Annotated in this window: 20 protein-coding genes; 9 read left to right on the forward strand and 11 right to left on the reverse strand. The window is 71.2% G+C overall.

Annotated features, from left to right (window positions below):
- The first annotated feature begins 3 nt into the window (after positions 1–3).
- Both pta and ACGFIO_RS01700 read left to right on the forward strand, forming a co-directional pair.
- Positions 4–2,073, forward strand: a complete 2,070-nt coding sequence (gene pta, locus ACGFIO_RS01695) for a phosphate acetyltransferase (RefSeq protein WP_392820681.1) — start codon at positions 4–6, stop codon at positions 2,071–2,073.
- Positions 2,070–3,371: an acetate/propionate family kinase gene (locus ACGFIO_RS01700; protein ID WP_392820684.1), complete on the forward strand. Its 1,302-nt coding sequence runs from the start codon at positions 2,070–2,072 to the stop codon at positions 3,369–3,371. Before pta ends, ACGFIO_RS01700 begins: the two co-directional genes overlap by 4 nt.
- Here the strand turns inward: ACGFIO_RS01700 and ACGFIO_RS01705 are convergent.
- Both ACGFIO_RS01705 and ACGFIO_RS01710 read right to left on the reverse strand, forming a co-directional pair.
- Entirely contained in the window at positions 3,275–4,927 is a 1,653-nt protein-coding gene (locus ACGFIO_RS01705; RefSeq protein WP_392820687.1) for an FkbM family methyltransferase, read from the reverse strand. The genes ACGFIO_RS01700 and ACGFIO_RS01705 overlap by 97 nt on opposite strands.
- An 81-nt stretch (positions 4,928–5,008) precedes the next feature.
- A complete protein-coding gene (locus ACGFIO_RS01710; RefSeq protein WP_392820690.1) occupies positions 5,009–5,167 on the reverse strand; it encodes a hypothetical protein in 159 nt (52 codons plus the stop codon).
- A 98-nt stretch (positions 5,168–5,265) separates the two neighbouring features.
- Between ACGFIO_RS01710 and ACGFIO_RS01715 the strand changes: the two genes are divergently transcribed.
- The 3 genes from ACGFIO_RS01715 (at position 5,266) to ACGFIO_RS01725 (ending at position 7,995) form a co-directional block, all read left to right on the forward strand.
- Entirely contained in the window at positions 5,266–6,183 is a 918-nt protein-coding gene (locus ACGFIO_RS01715) for an alpha/beta hydrolase family protein (RefSeq protein ID WP_392820692.1), read from the forward strand.
- A gap of 2 nt (positions 6,184–6,185) precedes the next feature.
- Complete coding sequence (locus ACGFIO_RS01720; protein ID WP_392820694.1) at positions 6,186–6,767, forward strand: HD domain-containing protein; 582 nt, start codon at positions 6,186–6,188, stop codon at positions 6,765–6,767.
- 277 nt (positions 6,768–7,044) lie between these two features.
- Positions 7,045–7,995, forward strand: a complete 951-nt coding sequence (locus ACGFIO_RS01725; protein WP_392820695.1) for an alpha/beta hydrolase family protein — start codon at positions 7,045–7,047, stop codon at positions 7,993–7,995.
- Positions 7,996–8,023: 28 nt separating this feature from the next.
- On the opposite strand, the gene ACGFIO_RS01730 is transcribed toward ACGFIO_RS01725, so the two are convergent.
- The 3 genes from ACGFIO_RS01730 to ACGFIO_RS01740 all read right to left on the reverse strand — a co-directional run bounded on the left by ACGFIO_RS01730 (position 8,024) and on the right by ACGFIO_RS01740 (position 10,669).
- Complete coding sequence (locus ACGFIO_RS01730; protein ID WP_392820699.1) at positions 8,024–8,974, reverse strand: zinc-binding dehydrogenase; 951 nt, start codon at positions 8,972–8,974, stop codon at positions 8,024–8,026.
- A 10-nt stretch (positions 8,975–8,984) separates the two neighbouring features.
- Positions 8,985–10,238: an NADP-dependent malic enzyme gene (locus ACGFIO_RS01735; protein WP_392820701.1), complete on the reverse strand. Its 1,254-nt coding sequence runs from the start codon at positions 10,236–10,238 to the stop codon at positions 8,985–8,987.
- A gap of 83 nt (positions 10,239–10,321) precedes the next feature.
- Complete coding sequence (locus ACGFIO_RS01740) at positions 10,322–10,669, reverse strand: S26 family signal peptidase (RefSeq protein WP_392822526.1); 348 nt, start codon at positions 10,667–10,669, stop codon at positions 10,322–10,324.
- Between the two features lie 25 nt (positions 10,670–10,694).
- On the opposite strand from ACGFIO_RS01740, the gene sodN reads away from it, so the two are divergent.
- Both sodN and ACGFIO_RS01750 read left to right on the forward strand, forming a co-directional pair.
- Positions 10,695–11,099: a superoxide dismutase, Ni gene (sodN, locus tag ACGFIO_RS01745; protein ID WP_392820702.1), complete on the forward strand. Its 405-nt coding sequence runs from the start codon at positions 10,695–10,697 to the stop codon at positions 11,097–11,099.
- Between the two features lie 126 nt (positions 11,100–11,225).
- Positions 11,226–11,639, forward strand: coding sequence for an ATP-binding protein (locus ACGFIO_RS01750; protein WP_364314556.1), 414 nt, complete (start codon positions 11,226–11,228; stop codon positions 11,637–11,639).
- A 4-nt stretch (positions 11,640–11,643) separates the two neighbouring features.
- On the opposite strand, the gene ACGFIO_RS01755 is transcribed toward ACGFIO_RS01750, so the two are convergent.
- Positions 11,644–12,330, reverse strand: coding sequence for a FadR/GntR family transcriptional regulator (locus tag ACGFIO_RS01755; RefSeq protein ID WP_392820705.1), 687 nt, complete (start codon positions 12,328–12,330; stop codon positions 11,644–11,646).
- 70 nt (positions 12,331–12,400) lie between these two features.
- The gene (locus ACGFIO_RS01760) at positions 12,401–12,790 is read right to left on the reverse strand and encodes a hypothetical protein (protein WP_392820708.1); all 390 of its coding nucleotides are present in this window, start codon (positions 12,788–12,790) and stop codon (positions 12,401–12,403) included.
- 52 nt (positions 12,791–12,842) lie between these two features.
- On the opposite strand from ACGFIO_RS01760, the gene ACGFIO_RS01765 reads away from it, so the two are divergent.
- Together ACGFIO_RS01765 and ACGFIO_RS01770 are read left to right on the forward strand one after the other, a co-directional pair.
- The gene (locus tag ACGFIO_RS01765; RefSeq protein WP_392820710.1) at positions 12,843–13,793 is read left to right on the forward strand and encodes a diacylglycerol/lipid kinase family protein; all 951 of its coding nucleotides are present in this window, start codon (positions 12,843–12,845) and stop codon (positions 13,791–13,793) included.
- Between the two features lie 426 nt (positions 13,794–14,219).
- A complete protein-coding gene (locus tag ACGFIO_RS01770; protein WP_364314545.1) occupies positions 14,220–14,474 on the forward strand; it encodes a WhiB family transcriptional regulator in 255 nt (84 codons plus the stop codon).
- Between the two features lie 389 nt (positions 14,475–14,863).
- Here the strand turns inward: ACGFIO_RS01770 and ACGFIO_RS01775 are convergent, their stop codons facing one another.
- The 4 genes from ACGFIO_RS01775 to ACGFIO_RS01790 all read right to left on the reverse strand — a co-directional run bounded on the left by ACGFIO_RS01775 (position 14,864) and on the right by ACGFIO_RS01790 (position 20,060).
- Positions 14,864–15,559: a sirohydrochlorin chelatase gene (locus ACGFIO_RS01775; protein WP_392822529.1), complete on the reverse strand. Its 696-nt coding sequence runs from the start codon at positions 15,557–15,559 to the stop codon at positions 14,864–14,866.
- Between the two features lie 95 nt (positions 15,560–15,654).
- Positions 15,655–16,392 (reverse strand): phosphoadenylyl-sulfate reductase, encoded by a 738-nt coding sequence (locus ACGFIO_RS01780; RefSeq protein WP_392820713.1) that lies wholly within the window; start codon positions 16,390–16,392, stop codon positions 15,655–15,657.
- Between the two features lie 151 nt (positions 16,393–16,543).
- Positions 16,544–18,238, reverse strand: coding sequence for a nitrite/sulfite reductase (locus tag ACGFIO_RS01785; protein WP_392820715.1), 1,695 nt, complete (start codon positions 18,236–18,238; stop codon positions 16,544–16,546).
- A 295-nt stretch (positions 18,239–18,533) separates the two neighbouring features.
- Positions 18,534–20,060, reverse strand: coding sequence for a sensor histidine kinase (locus ACGFIO_RS01790; RefSeq protein ID WP_392820718.1), 1,527 nt, complete (start codon positions 20,058–20,060; stop codon positions 18,534–18,536).
- Positions 20,061–20,117: the final 57 nt, after the last annotated feature.

Genomic DNA, 20,117 nt, shown 5'->3' on the forward strand with positions numbered 1-20,117 from the left:
GGTGTGGCGCGAAGCGTGTACGTGGCCGGGCTCGGACCCGGCGTCGGCAAGGGCACTGTCGCCCTCGGGCTGGTCGAGTTGCTGTCCCGGCAGGTGGCCCGGATCGGCGTCTTCCGGCCGCTGGTCGCCGGCGCCGACGATCCGCTGCTCACCCTCCTGACCGAACGCTATCCGCTGGTCGCACCGTACGCGGAGGCCTACGGCGTCACGTACGCCGAGGCGGCCGCGCTGGTCGCCGACGGCCGGCGGGAAGAACTGATCAGCCGGATCGTCGAGCGTTACCGCGAGGTCGAACGGCGGTGTGCCACGGTGGTGGTGATCGGCAGCGACTTCACCGACGGGCAGCACGACGACGGGCGCGACGAACTGCCCCGGGAGCTGGCCTTCAACGCGCGGCTGGCCACCGAGTTCGGCAGCGTGGTGGTGCCGGTGATCAGCGGCGAGCACCGGTCGGCCGAGGCGCTGGCGGCGGCGGCGCGGAGCGCGTACCACTCGCTGGCCGATCTGAGCGCGACGGTCATCGCCGTGATCGCCAACCGCGTCACCGGCGACGGGCCGGCGCCGGACGGCCTGCCGGTCCCGGTGTGGGCCGTGCCCGAGGTGCCGGCCGTGGCCGCGCCGACCGTGGCCGAGGTGGCCGCCGCGCTCGACGCGACAGTGGTCAGCGGCGGCGACAGCGCGATGGACCGGGACGTGCTCGACTACGTGGTCGGCGGCGCGCACGTGCCGGCCGTGCTCGACCATCTGGTCGACGGCGCGCTGGTGATCACCCCCGGCGACCGGGCCGACGTGCTGGTGGCGGTCAGCGCGGCGCACGCGGCCGGCGTCGTCACGCTGTCCGGCCTGGTCCTGACCATCGGCGAGCGCCCCGACCCGCGGGCCGTCCGGGTGATCGAGCGGCTCAACACCGGGCTGGCCATGCTGGTCGCGCCGACCGACAGCTACCACACGATCGCCGCGGCCGGCCGGATCGAGGCGCGGCTGAGCGTGACCACCCCGCGCAAGATCGACGCCGCGCTCGGCGCCTTCGAGCGGCACGTGGACACGGTCGCGCTGGCCGACCTGCTGGAGGTGTCCCGGTCGGCCCGGGTGACGCCGCTGATGTTCGAGAACGACCTGATCGACCGGGCCCGCGCCGACCGCCGCCACCTGGTGCTGCCCGAAGGCACCGAGGAACGGATCCTGCGCGCCGCCGAGAGCCTGCTGCGCCGCGGGGTGGCCGACCTGACCCTGCTCGGTCATCCCGACGAGATCACCCGGCGGGCCCGCGAGCTGGGGGTGGAGATCGGGGCGGCCCGGCTGGTCGACCCGGCGACCGCCGAGTGGCGGGACGACTTCGCCGCCCGGTACGCCGAACTGCGCAAACACAGGGCGGTCACGCTCGATCTGGCCTACGACGTGGTGCGGGACGTGAACTACTTCGGGACGATGATGGTGGCCGCCGGGCTGGCCGACGGAATGGTGTCCGGGGCCACCCACACCACCGCCGCGACGATCCGGCCCGCCTTCGAGATCATCAAGACCGTGCCCGACGTGACGGTGGCCTCCAGTGTGTTCTTCATGCTGCTGGCCGACCGGGTGCTGGTCTACGGCGACTGCGCGGTCAACCCCGACCCGGACGCCGCCCAGCTGGCCGACATCGCCCTCTCCTCGGCCCGGACGGCGGCCGCGTTCGGCATCGAGCCCCGGGTGGCGATGCTGTCCTACTCGACCGGCAGCTCGGGCGCGGGCGCCGACGTGGAGAAGGTCGCGGCGGCGACCGAGCTGGTGCGGAAACGTCGGCCCGACCTGCCGGTGGAGGGCCCGATCCAGTACGACGCGGCCATCGACCCCGCGGTGGCGGCGACCAAGCTGCCCGGCAGCGCCGTGGCCGGGCAGGCGACCGTGTTCGTCTTCCCCGACCTGAACACCGGCAACAACACCTACAAGGCGGTGCAGCGGTCGGCCAACGCCGTCGCGGTCGGCCCGGTCATGCAGGGCCTGCGCCGGCCGGTCAACGACCTCTCGCGCGGCGCGACAGTGAAGGACATCATCAACACCGTGGCCATCACCGCGATCCAGGCAGCGTCATGATCCTCGTGCTGAACACCGGCTCGTCGTCGGTCAAGTACCGGCTGTTCTCGTCGTCCTTCGCCACTGTCGCCAAGGGCCTGGTCGAGCGGGTCGGTGAGGACGGCGGCGACGCGCCCGACCACGAGTCGGCGCTGCGGCGGATCATGTCCGAGCTGGATCTGGACGGTCTGACCGCGGTCGGGCACCGGGTCGTGCACGGCGGGCCGGAGTTCTCCGCCGCCACCGTGCTGGACGACGACGTGATCGCCACGATCGAACGCCTGGTGCCGCTCGCGCCGCTGCACAACCCGCCGGCGCTGGCCGGGATCGCCGTGGCGCGCAAGCTGCTGCCCGGCGTACCGCAGGTCGCGGTCTTCGACACCGCGTTCCACGCGACGATCCCGCCGGAGGGCGTGACCTGGGCGATCGACGCGACGCTGGCCGCGCGATGGCAGATTCGGCGGTACGGGTTCCACGGCACCTCCCACGCGTACGTGTCGCGGCGTACCGCCGGCCTGCTCGGGAAGCGTCCCGACCAGGTCAACGTCATCACCCTGCACCTCGGGAACGGCGCCAGCGCCTGTGCCGTCGAGGCCGGCCGCAGCGTCGCCACGTCGATGGGCATGTCGCCGCAGGGCGGCCTGGTGATGGGTACGCGCAGCGGCGACATCGACCCCACTGTCGTATTCCATCTGCACCGGGTGGCCGGCCTGCCGCTGGACGAGATCGAACGGTCACTGACCCGCGGCGCCGGGATGCTCGGCCTCACCGGCGACAACGACATGCGCGCGATCGAGCGCCGCCGCGACGAGGGAGACGAGGCCGCCACCCTGGCCTTCGCCACCTACGCCCGGCGGATCCGCGAGTACGTGGGCGCCTACGCGGCCGTCCTCGGCCGGGTCGACGCGGTGACCTTCACCGGCGGCGTCGGCGAGAACAGCCCGGCTGTCCGCGCCGCCGCGGTCAGTGGCCTGACCACGCTCGGACTCGACCTCGACGACGCCCGCAACCTCGACCCGGGCCACACCCGCGACCCCGACCCGGCCCATACCCGCGACGTCGACCCGGGCATCCGCGACCTCGAGCCCGGTGAAACCCGCGACCCCGGCCGGGACGACGGCCGGGCGGCGGTCATCTCGACCGACTCGTCGCGTACCGCGATCTGCGTGGTTGCCACCGACGAGGAGCGCGAGATCGCCACCCAGGCCCAGTCCGCCCTGGCTCAAGCCGCCTCGATGGACGCCCGTTCCGCGTTCACCGCCGACCAGAACGACTCGTCCGGCGGCTCCGGCGCGAACAGCCACATCAGGTCACGGTAGGTGGAATCACCGGCGATGGCCTGCGCCTCGCTGTACGGCACCTCGTCGGTGATGTGGTACCAGCGGTAGCCGTGCGGGGCCATGACCTCCATCAGCCGGTCCTCACCCCGGCCGCGCAGCACCTCGCACAGCACCCAGGGCCGATGCGCGTGCAGGGTCTCGGCGGCGCCGAGGAGCACATCCGGCTCGGTGCTCTCGGTGTCGATCTTGAGTACGGCCGGGACGACGCCGGTCCGCCGCACGTACCCGTCCAGCGTCTCGACCGCGACGTCGATCTGCCGGGACGACTTCCGGAACCCGGCGGCCAGCGAGTTGGAGCTGTCCGACGTGTCCGACAGGTAGAAGGTGGCCGTGCCGCTGTGATCGCTCAACGCGATCCGCTCGACCCGGATCCGCAGGTCGTTGTCGGCGGCGAGCCGTTCGGCCACCTCGGCCAGCGCCGGGAACGGCTCGAAGGCCACCACCTCCCGATCGGAAGCGGACGCGGCCACCGCGCCGTAGAGGCCGACGTTGGCGCCGATGTCGAACACCGCACCCGGCCGTGCGCCCCGGATCGCCGCCAGGAAACACGGCAGGGCGGACGACTCGTAGCCGGCCAGCCCGTCCTCGGCCAGCTTGCGCGGCACCAGCAGCTCGGCCGGGGCGGTCAGCGTCACGACCCGTCCCGGCGAGCCGGGCACCGGGATCGGCACCGTGCGCTCGGCCGGTTGGACCGGAGCCGCGACCGGCTCGGGCCGGGGCTCGGGAACGGCGCTGACCCGGGCGCGGCGGTCCCGCCACATGCTCGCCATCGTCCTCGGCACGTCGACCACGCCGCGACCCGGATGGCGGGCGCCGTCGATCAGTGTGCGGCCCAGCCGGAACGACAGCGACGTCTGCAGTGTGGTCACCTTCTCCTTGGCCCGGGCCAGGTCCTTCGCCGTCTTGCCGGCCTCGGCCTCGGTCCCGGCCAGCTCCTTGCGCGCCTCGGCCAGGTCGGCGGTCAGCTGGGCGACCCGGTCGGTCAGCACCTCGGCCTGCCGGCGCAGCGGGTTGACCACCATCTCACCCAGCACCGGCTGGTTGACCAGCCACAGCAGCATCGGCAGGGCCGCGTCGGGAAGGGCGGCCGGCCCGGGCTCCGGGACCGTGGACAGCTGCGACCGGCGGGGCTGGACCCGTTCGACCCGATCGGCGAGCAGGGCGACGTGCATCCCGTACCGGCCGGTGGCGGTGAGCGGGACGGCGTCGGTCAGCTGGCACCGCGCGTCGGCCAGCGTGCCCAGCACCAGGTCGGCGGGGAACGTCTCGGCCGGCCAGCCGGCGATGATCAGCACCGTCACACCGGCCGGCACCGCGCTCAGCATCGAGCCCAGTTCGGCGGGCGGGGTGTGGGTGCCGTCCTGCGGGCCCAGCATGCAGAGCAGCAGGGCGTCCGGTGCGGCGTCGGCGATATCGGCCGAGAAGGGCAGGTCGTCCGGCACCATCAGATGCCGGCGCAGATCTTCCTTACCCGGGGACGCGTCCACGACGCGGGAGACGTTCTCGAGCAGGGGGAGCAGGTTACGTAAGAGCACTTGACCTCATTGCGGCCGGTGACGGCGGGCGACGCGCCCACTGTGGCAGCTGTCACCCAGTAGATCAAGTAAACATAACGGTCAGAGGGCCAGCCACAGGACCAAAGCGACCACAATGACGGCCACCACGATGCCGCCGACGATCAGCGGGAGCTTGCTCGCGGCCGGCTCGGACTCCGCCGGCGTGTTCGTGAAGGCGCGGAACGCCTCGGTGTTACCACTGGGATCAACGTCAGACATGCGCGACACCCTAGCGAAGCTGCGCATCTGTCGTCACGGCGTACTCGGTGATGGGCATTTTCCCTCTTTCGTGGGCGTGTCGAGCCTACGGTCTACTCATGGGACGGAAAGTGATCGCCGCTGCACTCTGCGCAGTCCTGGGGCTGGCGTCGTGCGCGTCGCCCCCTCCTCCCCCACCCCCTCCGGCGTCGCCGTCGCCGTCGGCTTCGCCACCGGTCGAGCCGGCCCGGTTTCCGGTCGGGTCGCGGCAGGTCGCCTGGTCCCGCGGCGCCGATCGACCCTTGCGTACGCTGCTGCTCTTCCCCGCCGCGACCACCGCCGACAACCCGGGCCCGGCACCGGCACCGGCCGCCGTCCCCATCCGGCGGGCCGCCCCGCCGCGCACCGGCAGCTACCCCCTCGTGCTGTTCAGCCACGGCCTGCACGGCTCGCCCGAGGGCTACTCGGCCGCGGCGGCAAGCTGGGCCGCGGCCGGCTTCGTGGTGGCGCTGCCGGCCTATCCATACACGAACCACAGCGCCGACCCGTACCGCCGCAGGGACATGGTCAACCAGCCCGCCGACGCCGCCTACCTGCTACGCAAGCTGATCGCCGTGGCCGCCGACCCCGGAGATCCGCTGTACGGCCACATCGACACGACACGCGTCGCCGCGGTCGGCCACTCGGCGGGCGGCTTCACCACCACCGGGCTGTTCCGTGCCGGCCACGACCGGCGCCTGGTCGCCGGCGTGGTGATCGCCGGCTGGATGGCGCCCGGAAAGTTCGGCGGGGCGCCGGCCCGGCTGCTGTTCGTGCACGCCGACAACGACAAGGTCATTCCCATCGCGGACGGGCGGGCGGCGTACGCCCAGGCGCCGTGGCCGAAGAAGTTCGTGGTGCTGCCCGGGGCGACCCACGCCGCGTTCATGCACCCCGGCGAGCCCGGTTATACCGCCATGGACCGGACAGTGACCGCTTTTCTCCGTCAGACACTCGGTGGACATTCCGCGTTTACCACGAACGCGGCATCATCCTAGGCATGAGCGCCACCCACGGCCCGACGCGACTGGTTCACAAGGCTCGCGACGTCGCCCAGATCCTGCTGGCCGGCCTCCCCGAGCGCTGGCGGCACACGATCGGCGTGGCCCGCCGCGCGGAACACGCCGGCGCGACGGTCGACCCCGCCGAGAGCGAGGTGCTGGAGGCCGCGGCCTGGTTGCACGACATCGGGTACGCGCCCGAGCTGCGCGATTCCGGCTTCCACCCACTCGACGGCGCCCGCCACCTGGCCGCCACCGGCTGGTCCGACCGCATCGCCGGCCTGGTCGGGCACCATTCCGCCGCCTTCTGCGTCGCCGAGGTCCGCGGCCTGGCCGCCGAGCTGGCCCGTTTCCCGCACGAGGTCTCCCCGGTCAGCGACGCCCTGACCTACGCCGACCAGACCGTGGGCCCGAACGGCAGGTTCATGAACTTCGACCAGCGCCTGGCCGACATGCTCGAACGCCACGGCCCCCACTCCCCCAACGCGGCCGCCCACACCAAGCGTTCCCCTCTCCTACGCGCCGCCGTCGAACGCGTCGAACGCCGCCTGACCGCCGCCCACTCCCGCCCCGCCGCCTGACCGCCCGCCCCACTCCCGCCCCGCCGCCTCACCGCCGCCCACTCCCGCCCCGCCGCCTCACCGCCGCCCACTCCCGCCCCGCCACCGCACCGCCGCCCACTCCCGACCCGCCACCGCACCGCCGCCCACTCCCGACCCGCCACCGCACCGCCGCCCACTCCCGACCCGCCGCCTGACCGCGGCGCCGCCCGCACTCCAACGCCGGCGCGGCCGTCACAGAAGCTCAGCGCGGCCGGACTACGGCGGCCAGCGGTCGCGGGCAGGCACAATTGGCCGCGTGCCGAGGCGTACCCCACTGATCTTGACCCTGGTTCTGACCCTGACCGCGGGCTGCTCACCCACCGCCACACCCGCCCCGAACCCCTCGGCACCCGCCGCCGGAGCACCCGCGTCCTCCGCCTCAGCGCCCACGTCCCTCGCCACACCGCCAGGGTCCTCTCGGGCGCCGGCCGGGTCCTCCGGCCTGGCCACGCGAGCCGCCCCCGCCGACGACCTGCCCATCGCCAGCCGCGAGCTCGACCTCCAGCGCGGCCAGGACCGCCCCCTGCCGACCACCGTCTGGTATCCCACCGCCGGCCCGAAGCCGTTCCCTCTCATCGTCTTCAGCCACGGCCTGACCTCCGAGCCCGAGGCCTACGCGACGATCCTCGAGGCGTGGGCGCGGGCCGGCTTCGTCGTCGCCGCGCCCAAGTTCCCCCACACGAAGTACCGGGCCGAGGACTACGACCCACTCGACGTGATCAATCAGCCGGCCGATGTCAGCGAGGTGATCACCCGGATGCTCGCCTATGGCCGAGAGCACGACGGCCTGATCGACCCGAGCCGCATCGCCGCGGCCGGGCACTCCGCGGGCGGCATCACGACGGTCGGCCTCTTCAGCGGCACCCGCGACAAGCGCCTCACCGCCGGCGTGGTCCTTTCCGGCCGCCAGGTGCTGCCGGTCCCGTTCCAGGGCGCGCCGGCCCCGATGCTGTTCGTACACGGCAAGCTCGACAAGACCGTGCCCTACGCCGACGGCAAGGCCACATTCGACGCCGTACGCTGGCCAAAAGCCCTGCTCACCGTGACCGAGGGCGGCCACGTGGCGCTGACCAAGGACTTCGCACCGGTGATCGCCACGACCACCGACTTCCTGCGTTACGCCCTCTATGGCGACGCGTCCGCTCGCAAGCGCCTGAAGAAGGACGCCACCAGGGGCGGCCTCGCCACCCTGACCGACGACCTCTGAGCCCCTGACCCCGGAAGCCGAAGCCGCGTCAGCGCGAGTGGTCGAGGACCACCTTGCCGAACACCGTGCCCGAGTGCAGATGCTCGAAGGCCTCCGCCACCTCGGCGAACGCGAATGTCGAGTCGATGATCGGTCGCACCTCCCGCTCGGCCAGGAAGCCGACCAGCGACCGCAGCTCGTCGGCCGTCCCCATGGTCGCGCCCAGGATCTCGAGGCGCATGGCGAAGACCCGGCGCAGGTCGACTGTGGCCTGGTGGCCGCCGGTCGCCCCGCAGACCACGATGCGCGCCTCGGGCTTGGAGCTTTTCATCGAGTGGTCGAACGTCGGTGCGCCGACCGACTCGATCACCACGTCGACCCGCTCGGGCAGCCGGGCACCGGGCTCGACCGCCGTGGCGCCGAGCGCGGTCACCCGCTCACGTTTCCATTCCTCGCGGCTGGTCGCGTAGACCCGCTTGCCCATCGCCACCGCGAGCACCACCGCGGCGGTCGCCACCCCGCCGCCGGCCCCCTGCACCAGCACCGCGTCGGCCTCGGCGACCCGGCCGCGGGTGGTCAGCATGTTCCACGCGGTGAGCCACGCGGTCGGCAGGCAGGCCGCCTCGGCGAAGGTCAGGCCGGCCGGTTTCGGGATGAGGTTGGCCGCGGGCACCGAGACCCGCTCGGCCAGTGCGCCGGGGTAGCGCTCGGACAGCAGCGACAGGCCGCGCGGGTCGCCGTCGTCGGGGACCACGGAGTAGACGATGACCTCGTTGCCGGCCGGGTCGACCCCTGCGGCGTCGCAGCCCAGGACCATCGGGAGGCGGTCGGCGGGCAGGCCGACGCCGCGGAGCGACCAGATGTCGTGGTGGTTGAGCGAGCTGGCCCGCACGTCGACGGTCACCCAGCCGTCGGGTGGCGTGGCCTCGGGCAGGTCGCCGACCGTCAGCGCGGACAGCGGGTCCTCGGAATTCGCCTTCGTGGCGTACGCAGCTCGCATGCCCTTGAACTTAGACCGGTTGGGCCGCGACGGCCGGAGTGCCTGTGGACAACCGCCGGGCCACGCCGTCCCGCTCGGCCGCCGCGGCCACCGCGGCCGCCACCGCCGGCGCCACCCGCGGGTCGAGCGGCGACGGCACGATCGCGTCGGCCCGCAGGTCGTCGGCGACGACCTCGGCGATGGCCTCGGCCGCGGCCACCTTCATGCCCTCGGTGACGGTGGTCGCCCGGGCGTCCAGCGCGCCGCGGAAGATGCCGGGGAAGGCGAGCACGTTGTTGATCTGGTTGGGGAAGTCGCTGCGCCCGGTGGCGACGACCGCGGCGTACCGGTGGGCGATCTGCGGCATCACCTCGGGCGTGGGGTTGGCCAGGCCGAAGATGATCGCTCCGGGGGCCATGCCGGCCAGGGCGTCCTCCTCGATCGTGCCGCCGGACACGCCGATCAGGACGTCGGCGCCGATCAGGGCTTCGGCGATGCCGCCGGAGCGGCCGGAGAAGTTGGTCAGGGCGGCTAGCTGGGCCTTGGCCGGGTTGAGGTCGGTACGCTCCGCGTGCACGATGCCGCGCGAGTCGCAGACGATCATGTTGGCCCCAGGCACTCCGGCCGCGACCAGCACCTTGGCGATCGCGACGCCCGCCGCGCCGGCCCCGCTGATCACCACGCGCAGGTCGCCGAAGCGCCGCTCGAGCAGCTTGGTGGCGTTGCGCAGCGCGGCCAGCACCACCACCGCGGTGCCGTGCTGGTCGTCGTGGAAGACCGGGATGTCCAGCTCGGCGTCCAGCCGCCGCTCGATCTCGAAGCAGCGGGGAGCGCTGATGTCCTCGAGGTTGATGCCGCCGAACGACGGTGCCATCGCCTTGACGATGGCGATCAGCTCGTCGACGTTCTGGGTGTCCAGGCAGACCGGCACCGCGTCGACGCCGCCGAACTGCTTGAACAGCACCGCTTTGCCTTCCATGACGGGCATCGCGGCGCGCGGGCCGATGTTGCCGAGGCCGAGCACGGCCGAGCCGTCGGTAACGACCGCGACGGTGTTGCCGGTCCAGGTGTAGTCGGCGGCCAGGGCGGGGTCGGCGGCGATCGCCTCGCACACCCGCGCGACGCCGGGCGTGTAGGCCAGCGACAGGTCGTCACGGCTGGCCAGCGGGACGGTCGCGGCGATCTCCATCTTGCCGTGCTGGTGCAGGTCGAAGACGGGATCGGCGGCCAGGGCGGGGTCGAGCTCGAAACTGAAGTAAGACACGGTGACTCCCAGAAAAGGCATCTGTGGAAGAAGGCAGCCGGTCGGCGGCGCGAGTCTGCGCGGCGGCGGCATGCGATGCGGGGGTCACCCGAATGCAGAGGACCCTATCGGAGACGTCGCGGTCGCGGCCAGTAACGCCACAAAACCCTCCCGATGACATCTGCCACTCCGTACGCCCGTGAGTCATCGGTCACGAATTCGTTGTCGCCCCTTACCCACCAGCCGCCGTCCTGTTCGCGCACGGCCCGCTTGACGACCAGCAGTCCAGGACGTGCACGAAACGTGGCAACGACCACATCACCAGCGTTTATGCGACCGCCGCGCCACACCAGCAGAGCGTCGCCGTCGTGCAGGACAGGCGTCATCGAGGGGCCGCGCACGAGGGCGGCGAAGAGTCGCGGTCGCATGGCGTTACGCCCGTTCGGTAAGGGGTAGTGTCGTCCACGGATCATCGCAAATTCCAATGGAGGGGTCCTGATGCGACTTCCGCGTTTCCTCATGCCTCGCACCGTGGTCAGTGCCCACTGCGACCTGCCGTGCGGCGTCTATGACCCGGCCCAGGCCCGGATCGAGGCCGAGTCGGTCAAGGCGATCGCCGAGAAGTACCAGGCCAACACCGACCCGGAGTTCCGGACCCGGGCCATCTTCATCAAGGAGCAGCGCGCCGAGCTGGTCAAGCACCACCTGTGGGTCCTCTGGACCGACTACTTCAAGGCGCCGCACTTCGAGAAGTACCCGAACCTCAACCAGCTCTTCAACGAGGCCACCAAGCTGGCCGGCGCCTCGGGCGTGAAGGGCTCGCTGGACCCGGCCGTGGCCGACCAGCTGCTCGCCAAGATCGAGGAGATTTCCAAGATCTTCTGGGAGACCAAGCAGGCCTGAGTCCGGAATCGGACGAAGAGTCACCAAAGGTGGGCGCGCCTCCCGGTGGGGCGCGCCCACCTGTGTGGGCCTCCCCGCATCGGCCGTTCAGCGGCTAGAGTCTCGTCCATCGGGAGGATGGGTACGGTGACGCAAGCGACTCAGGCGCATCAGGAGCCGACGATCGGGGACGACGTCGTTCTGCTGACGGTGCCGGCCGACGGGGGCTATCTCGGGGTGCTCCGGACGGCGACGGCCGGTCTGGCCGCGCGCCTGCATTTCGCCCTGGACGAGATCGAGGACCTCCGCATCGCGGTGGACGAGGCCTGCGCCATGCTGCTGGCCATTGCCACCCGCGGCGCCGAGCTGGAGTGCCGGTTCGCGGTCACCGACGACGCGTTGACGGTCGAGGTGGCGGTGAGCACGGTCCGCGGTGCGCGGCTGCCGTCCGAGTCGTCCTTCGCGTGGAAGGTGCTGACCGCCCTGACCACGTCGGCCGAGGCCGAGACGAACGGGCAGACGGCGACGATCCGGCTGCTCACCCGGCGTACCGAGAACTAGGCTTTCAAAGCGAGGCGACGAAGTCCAGGTGCCGCCGCGCCGCGCCGGTGGCTCCCTCCATGTCGCGCGCCTCGATCAGGCCGAGCAGCTCCCGATGGTCGGCGTCGATCCGCTGCCAATAGTTGGCCGGTGCCGTCTCGATCAGCTCGCTGCCGAAGGTGACCTGGTAGAGCGGCCGGGTGACCAGTTCGAAGAGCGGGTTGGCGGTGGCCTTGGCGACGGCCGCGTGAAATTCGGCGTGCGCCCGCACCATCACCGGCGGTTCGTCCAGGTCGGGGTCGAAGAGGGCGGACCGGATCTCGCACAAATGCTGGTCGGTGCGGCGGGCGGCGGCCAGCCCGGCGGCCGGCACCTCCAGCGCGCGGCGCAACTCCAGCAGGTCGGCCAGGCCGATCTCGGCGGCGTTGCTGAGCAGCGTCAGCCCGGTGCTGAGCGATTCGGAGATCTGGGCCGCGTCCGGGTGCGCGACGAAACTGCCGCCGGTCACCCCGCGGGTGGTCACGATCAGGTGCTGGCTGGCCAGCAGGCGCAGCGCCTCACGGACGGTGCTGCGACTGACGCCGCTGCGCACGCACAACTCCGGCTCCGGGGGGAGCCGTTCGCCGGGCTGCAGGCGGCCCGACGTGATCTCGTCACGCAGCTCGTCCGCCAGCACCTGGTAAGCGGGCGGGCGCACCGTAGATCCGGTCACAGGCTCAGGGTAGGACGAAACCAGCAGTTCGGATGGGTTTAACGCAGGCCAAGTCGGGAAGCCGCCCGGATCAGTCGACGCCGAGCGCGCGCGTGGTGGCGGGCATGATGACCAGCGCGCCGATCAGGACGCCCCAGACGATCAGCAGCCAGCCGGCCCAGGCCGGACCGGTCTGCACCAGGAAGCCGCCCGATGCGATCACGAAGAGTTGCACCACGATGGCCGGACCACGCGCGCCCTGCGTACGTCGGCCCAGCGCACGGGCCACCGCGACGATCGCCGCGGACCCCAGAGCGGCGAGCACGATGAGTGAGATCGCCACACCCAGGTGCACGCCATCGGTCGTCAAGAGCCGCACGATGAGGTACGCGGTGAGCACGGCGAGCCCGGCCGCCTGCACATAGAGCAGCCGGATGGTCCAGGTCAACGTCCCGGGATTGTCGGATTCCGCACCGGTCACCGGAGCACCATACCGACAGCTCCGTAGGCGTTCGCGATGTACAGTGCCGCGCATGCGAGCGTTACTGGTGGTTAACCCCAAAGCCACCACGACCAGTGAGCGCAGCCGCGACGTTCTGGTGCGGGCCCTGCGCAGCGCGGTCGACCTCCAGGTGGAGTACACGCTGCGCCGGGGCCACGCCGCCGCGCTGGCCCGCGCGGCCGCCGAGAGCGGCGTCGACGTGGTGGTCACCCTGGGCGGCGACGGCACGGTCAACGAGGCGGTCAACGGGCTGATGACGGCCGCACCGGCGCTGGGCGACCCGGACGCGGCGTCCTGTTACCGGCTGCCCGCGCTCGGCGTGGTGCCGGGCGGCTCGACCAATGTCTTCGCCCGCGCCCTGGGCCTGCCGCACGATTGGGCCGACGGCACCAGCGTGATCCTCGACGGCCTGCGCGACGGCCGGCACCGGGTGATCGGTCTGGGCAAGGCCGACGACCGCTATTTCACCTTCTGCGCCGGCATCGGGCTGGACGCCGCCGTGGTCCGGCGGGTCGAGCAGGCCCGCCGCCGCGGCCGCACGTCGACGCACGGGCTCTACATCCGCTCGATGGTCGCGCAGTTCCTCAGTGGTGAGGACCGCACCGCGCCGCCGTTGTCCCTGGAGCGCCCGGGCGAGCAGACGCAGTCCGAACTGAGCATGGTCATCGTTCAGAACACCGCACCGTGGACCTACCTCGGCGACCGTCCGATCAACCCCAACCCGGACGCGTCCTTCGACCGGGGGCTTGACGCGCTCGCGGTTCGGCAGCTCTATGTCCCTAGCACCATACGGACAGTGACGCAGATGGCCTCTCGTAAGGGTGACCCGCACGGCAAACAGGTGCTCAAGCTGCACGACCAGGACCAGTTCACTGTGCTCTCCGCCCGGCCCCAGCCGTTCCAGCTGGACGGCGACTACCTGGGCGAGCGCCAGAAGGTGCACTTCGTGTCCGTCCCCGAAGCTCTGCGTGTGATCTGCTGAGTTCGGGGTACCAGCCGGTAACGAGATCGGCCGATCATCACGATCCGTTACAGAAATTCGGTCGAACACTCGGCTTTGGGGCCCGGACCGTACTACATTGATGGAGGCGGTGGTCATCCGGTCCTGCGGAAAATTCGCAGAACCGGACATAGGGGTTGTGGCTCAGCTCACCCGGCCGGAGAAACTTCCGGCGCTACCCTTGACATCGCGAGAGTTCGTGAAAGCATTCACAAGCGATAAGAAGTAACCGGTGGCCGCTCGCGCGCGTTCCTAATCCAGAAGCGCAGCAACGGTAGCCGAACCAAAGCTTGCTAACGCATGGGTGATGGGACGGATGCAGTCCGTCGGGTCGCCAAACGCGTACGCATTTGAGTAAGACCGAACCGCATTGTTTTCCACCCATCCGAAACAAGGAGTGTTGCCGCCATGGACTGGCGTCACCATGCGATCTGCCGCGACGAGGACCCGGAGCTGTTCTTCCCGATCGGGACGTCTGGCCCCGCGCTCCTGCAGGTCGAGCAGGCCAAGGCCGTCTGCCGGCGGTGCACCGTGACCGAGGCTTGCCTTGCTTGGGCCCTCGAGTCCGGTCAGGACGCCGGCGTTTGGGGCGGTATGAGCGAGGACGAGCGGCGCGCAGTGAAGCGTCGCGGTGGCCTTCGGGTCGGCGCTCCCACCGCCTGATTCCCCAACTTCACAGCATTTGCGCCCCGAGCCGATCGGTTCGGGGCGTCTTGCTGTTTAGGGACCGGTGCTGAGTGTGACAGCACGACTGCGGAGAATATCGATCACTTATAGGTTCGCGAAATGATCTCGAAAATGCTCGCCAACGCGTTTAGTTTCGAGTTGCGCACCGTCCGCAGTGGATCCTGAGAAGAAGTTGAAAGCATGACCGACGCGCCCGGAGAAGTCGCCGAGAGGACCGGTTTCCGCATCGACACGCTCCGCTACTGAGAGCGCACCGATCTGTTGTCCCACATCGACCCCTGGCCGACCGGGCCTCGGTCTGGAGAACTCGGCCTGGATCAGGCGGCGGCACCACGTCCGGATGCTCGCGACGTGCCGCCCGGTGGCTAAGCCGCCACCAACCCTTGATTCAGCGCACCGGCGACCTTCAGGCCGACCAGCGTCACCAGTTCGGGTGCGTCCTCCAGGGGCGGCGCCACGGCCACCGCACCGGCCGCCCGGGCCGCCTCGACCGCCTTGTCGTAGAGCCGACCGGGCGCGAGGAAGTAGGCCGCGACCCCGACCCGCCCCGGCAGGGAGGCCACCGCGACGTCGGCGGTCGGCGGTGCGGCCGAGGCGTACGCCACCGTGCACGGCAGGCCGAGCCGGGCGCCCAGGGCCTCGGCCGCCGCGGCGACGGTCGTGCGGGCGGCGGCGTCACGTGTTCCCGCCGCCGCCAGCACTACCGCGTCCAGTTCCGTCGTCGGCAACCGCCGGACCAGACCATCAACGAGCAATTCGGACACCGTGCCCAGCACGTCGGCGAGCGTGATGTCCAGATCCAGCGACGAAGCCTCCCGCACCACGGCGGGAATGTCCACCTTGCCGTGGTACGCCGCGGTCAGCAGCAGTGGCACCACGACCGCGCGGCGGCAGCCCGAGACCGACAACCAGCGCAGCACGTCCAGCGGCCGCGGCCCGGCGTGGTCCAGGTAGGAGGCATGCACCTCCCACTCCGGATGCGCCTCAGCGACGGCCGTGGCGAGGGCGGAGGTGGCAGCGGCCGCGCGTGGATCCCGGGACCCGTGCGCGACCAGGACCACGCCCACTCTCGAACTCGCCGCACGGGCGGGCGTCGCGCCGAGCGAACTCGCCGCACGGTCCGGCGTGGGACCGAGCGAACTCGAAGGCGGGCGCCCTAGACGTGGAGTCCGCATTCGGTCTTCTCGAACATCGCCCAGCGGCCGGCCCGCGGGTCCTCGCCGGCCTTCGTGCGGCGGGTGCACGGCCAGCAGCCGATCGACCCGTACCCCTTCTTGAAGAGCTCGTTGACCGGCACGTTCCAGCGCGCGATGTACTGGTCGACGTCGGCCTGGGTCCAGGCGGCGATCGGATTGACCTTGACCTTGCCCTTCTTCGCGTCGAACACCACGACCGGCGTGTTGGCCCGGGTCGGCGACTCGTCGCGGCGCAGCCCGGTGGCCCACGCGTCGTAGTCGGTCAGGGCCCGCTCCAGCGGCTCCACCTTGCGCATGAAGCAGCACTCGTCGGGGTTGCGGGCGAACAGCCGCGGCCCGTACTCACCGTCCTGCTGGCCGACGGTCATGTTCGGGCGGATCGACCGCACGTTCACGTTCATCGTGCGGGCGACCGTGTCGCGCACCTTCAGCGTCTCCGGGAAGTGCAGGCCGGTGTCCAGGAACACCACGTCCACGCCCGGCGCGACCCGCGAGAACAGGTGCGCCACCACGGCGTCGGCCATCGAGCTGGTCACACAGAAGCGGGCGCCGAAGGTGTCGGTGGCCCACTTGGCGATCTCCTCGGCCGGCGCCCCCTCCAGGCGAGCCGCAGCGTCCACGGCCAGCTTCTCCAGCGAGGGCGCGGCCGGCGCCCCCAGGGACACCAGGCCGAGCGAGGTGGCGGTCACGACCGTCATCGGTTCACACCCTTAGATAGCAACCCGTTGAACTTGACCGTGAAAACTCGCGCGCAGGAGTGGCACTCCCACGCACCGTGCGACGCCTCGTTGGGCCGCAGATCCTCTTCGCCGCAGTACGGGCAGTACAGCGGGGCGGAGCGTGCGTCGCTCATGCCAGCAACCCCTCGTCGGCGCGGACGACCCAGGTGGCGAACGACTCGTCGGCCGAGTCACGGTCGGCCAGGTAGTGGCGGGCCAGCCGTTCGACGTACCCCGGAAGCTCCTCGGCGGTTGTCTTGAGGCCGCGCACCTTGCGGCCGAAGCCGGCGGTCTGACCCTGCGCCATACCGAGGCCGCCGCCGAGGTGGACCTGGAAGCCCTCGACCTGCTCGCCCCGCGCGTTCATGACCAGCTGACCCTTGAGGCCGATGTCGGCGACCTGGGTTCGGGCGCAGGCGTTGGGGCAGCCGTTGATGTGGATCGAGATGTCGGCGTCGAAGTCGGCCAGCTGCTCCTCCAGCCGCTGGACCAGCTCCTCGCCGCGCGCCTTGGTCTCGACGATGGCCAGCTTGCAGTACTCGATGCCGGTGCAGGCCATGGTGCCGCGCCGCCACGACGAGGGCCGCGCCTCCAGGCCGATGTCGCGCAGCCCGCGGATCAGCCCCTCGACGTTCTCGTCGGCCACGTCGAGGACCAGGAGCTTCTGGTACGGAGTGAGCCGTACCCGCTCCGAGCCCGCGGCCTGCACCAGGTCGGCCAGCCGGGTCAGCTGCGCGCCCGAGGAGCGGCCGACGACCGGCGCCGCGCCGACATAGTTGAGCCCGTCCCGCTGCTTGTGCACGCCGATGTGGTCGATCGGCTTGGCCGGCAGCTCCGGCGGCGGTCCGTCGATCAGCGCCCGGCCCAGGTATTCCTTCTCCAGGACCTCACGGAACTTGGCCACACCCCAGTCGGCCAGCAGGAACTTCAGCCGGGCGCGGTGCCGCAGCCGCCGGTAGCCGTAGTCGCGGAAGATCCCGACCACGCCCTCCCAGACGTCCGGGATCTCTTCCAGCGGCACCCACACGCCGAGCCGCTCGGCCAGCCGCGGGTTGGTCGACAGGCCACCGCCGACCCACACGTCGAAGCCGGGACCGTGCTGCGGGTGCTCCACGCCGATCAGCGAGATGTCGTTCGACTCGTACGGCGTGTCGGCCAGCCAGCCGATCGACGTCTTGAACTTGCGCGGCAGGTTCGAGTACCGAGGGTCGCCGACGTACCGCTTGACGATCTCGTCGATGGCCGGGGTGCCGTCCAGCACCTCGTCGGCCGAGACACCGGCGACCGGGCTGCCCAGCACCACCCGGGGGCAGTCACCGCAGGCCTCGGTGGTCTCCAGCCCGACCGCCTCGAGCCGGCGCCAGATCTCCGGCACGTCCTCGACCCGGATCCAGTGCAGCTGGATGTTCTGGCGGTCGGTGATGTCGGCCGAATCGCGGGCGAATTCGGTGGCGATCCCGCCGATCACCCGCAGCTGCTCCAGGTTGAGGGCGCCGCCGTCGATGCGTACCCGCAGCATGAAGTACTCGTCCTCGAGCTCCTCGGGCTCCAGGACGGCGGTGCGTCCGCCGTCGATCCCGGCCTTGCGCTGGGTGTAGAGCCCCCACCAGCGGAATCGGCCGCGCAGGTCGGCCGGGTCGATCGAGGCGAAACCGCCGTGGGCGTAGATGTTCTCGATGCGGGCCCGCACGTTCAGCGGGTTGTCGTCCTTCTTGCTGCGCTCGTTGGGGTTCAACGGCTCGCGGTGACCCAGCGCCCACTGCCCCTCGCCCCGGGCCTTGCGCGGCCGGGCGGCGGGTCGTGCCGGGGTGCTGTCGATCGCCATGCTTGGCGTTCCTCCTGCTAAGGGTGGGCACGGAGGAACGCTGCACGGCCACTCTCAGGCGGAGGCTCGTGACATCAGTGTCAGGAGAAGGCCGGCGCGTCATCCGCGCCCGACGAGAAAGGTCGGGGCGTCAGGAAGCCGGACAGATCGCGCTGCGGACGCGGCCGTAGTCGACGTGGCGGCGAGCCACGAAGCGGCGGTCAACTGCAGCGGTCATGAGGGCTAGCCTGCCACGAGGATCGATTCTCGGCCAGAGCAGTCCAGATTGCGGGAGTGTGCGTCGCGGCACAATCACTCACCGTTTACCCAACGGCACCACCAGCACCGCTTCCGTTCCACCGCCGGCCCGGTTACGAAGTTCGATCGTTCCCCGTAGTTCTCCGGTGGCCAGAGCCCGCACGATCTGAAGACCCAGCCGCCCGCCGGCGTCGGCCCGGAAGTCGTCCGGCAGACCCCGCCCGTTGTCGGCCACTGTCACGTGCAGCTGCTTGCGGAACCGGTGCGCGGTGACCACCACCTCGGCCGTCTCCGGCGGCGTCCCGTCGCCCATCTCGTTGAAGCCGTGCTCGACCGCGTTGATCAGCAGCTCGTTCAGCACCATCACCAGCGAGGTGGCGATCTCGGCCGGCAGCACACCGAAGTTGCCCTCCCGGCGCATCTTGACCGACACCTCGGTCGACGCCACCTCCATGGCCGCGGTGGCCACCCGGTCGACGATGCCGTCGAACTCGACCGCCTCGTCACTGGACATCGACAGCGTCTCGTGGACCAGGGCGATCGACGCGACCCGACGGACCGACTCCTCCAGCGCGTTCTTCGCCTCCGGCACGTCCACCCGGCGGGCCTGCAGGCGCAGCAGGGCGGCCACGGTCTGCAGGTTGTTCTTCACCCGATGGTGGATCTCCCGGATGGTGGCGTCCTTGGTCATCAGGGCGCGGTCCCGCCGGCGCACCTCGGTCACGTCCCGGACCAGGACCAATGCCCCGATGGGTACGCCGGCCGGCAGCAGCGGCAGCGCCCGCATCAGCACTGTCGCGCCGCGCGCCTCCACCTCCTGCCGGGGCGGCGACTCCCCGCGCAGGGCGGCCAGGATCCGCTCGGACGCGTCGTTGCCCTCCAGCGGGTCGGCCGCCACCCGGCTGAACAGAACCGCCAGTTCCTCGCCGACCAGGTGCGCGTTGAAACCCAGGCGGCGGTACGCGGATTGAGCGTTCGGGCTGGCGTAGGTGACCTTGCCCGCGGCGTCGAGCCGGATCAGCCCGTCACCGACCCGCGGCGCCGACGTCGTCTCGCCCGGCACCCGCGGCGGCGGGAACGTGCCGTCGGCCACCATCTGGGCCAGGTCGTCGGCCGTGGTCAGGTAGTTGAGCTCCAATTGGCTCGGGGTACGCGCGGTGGACAGGTTGGTGTCCCGCCCGATCACCGCGATGACTTCCGGGTACGCGTCCGGCGCGACCTCCTCGTGCCGGCGCACCGGGATGGCCTCGTGCCGGGCCGGGGTGTCGCCATACCAGACCGGGTCGCCCTCGCGCCAGATCCGCCCCTGCGAGAACGCCACGTCCAGGTGCGCGACCTCCGGCCCGCCCACGATCTTGCCGACCTGGTCGTCCTGGTAGGCGGTCGGCGCGGTGACCGGCCGCACCTGGGCCACGCAGAGGAACGACCGGGGCCCGTGGTCGCCGCGCACCGGCACCCAGAGCAGAAGGTCGGCGAACGACAGATCGGACAGCAACTGCCAATCGCCGGCCAGCCGGTGCAGCTGATCGATGTCGGCCGGGCCCAGGCCGGTGTGCTCCTCGGCCAGATCACGCAGGGTGGACACCCGTCCAGCCTGCCACGTCCATGTTTCGGCCAAGTCCCACCTCTGCCGCCCCACCCA

The organism is Actinoplanes sp. NPDC049265 (assembly GCF_043197135.1).
In the GTDB taxonomy this organism is placed as follows: domain Bacteria; phylum Actinomycetota; class Actinomycetes; order Mycobacteriales; family Micromonosporaceae; genus Actinoplanes.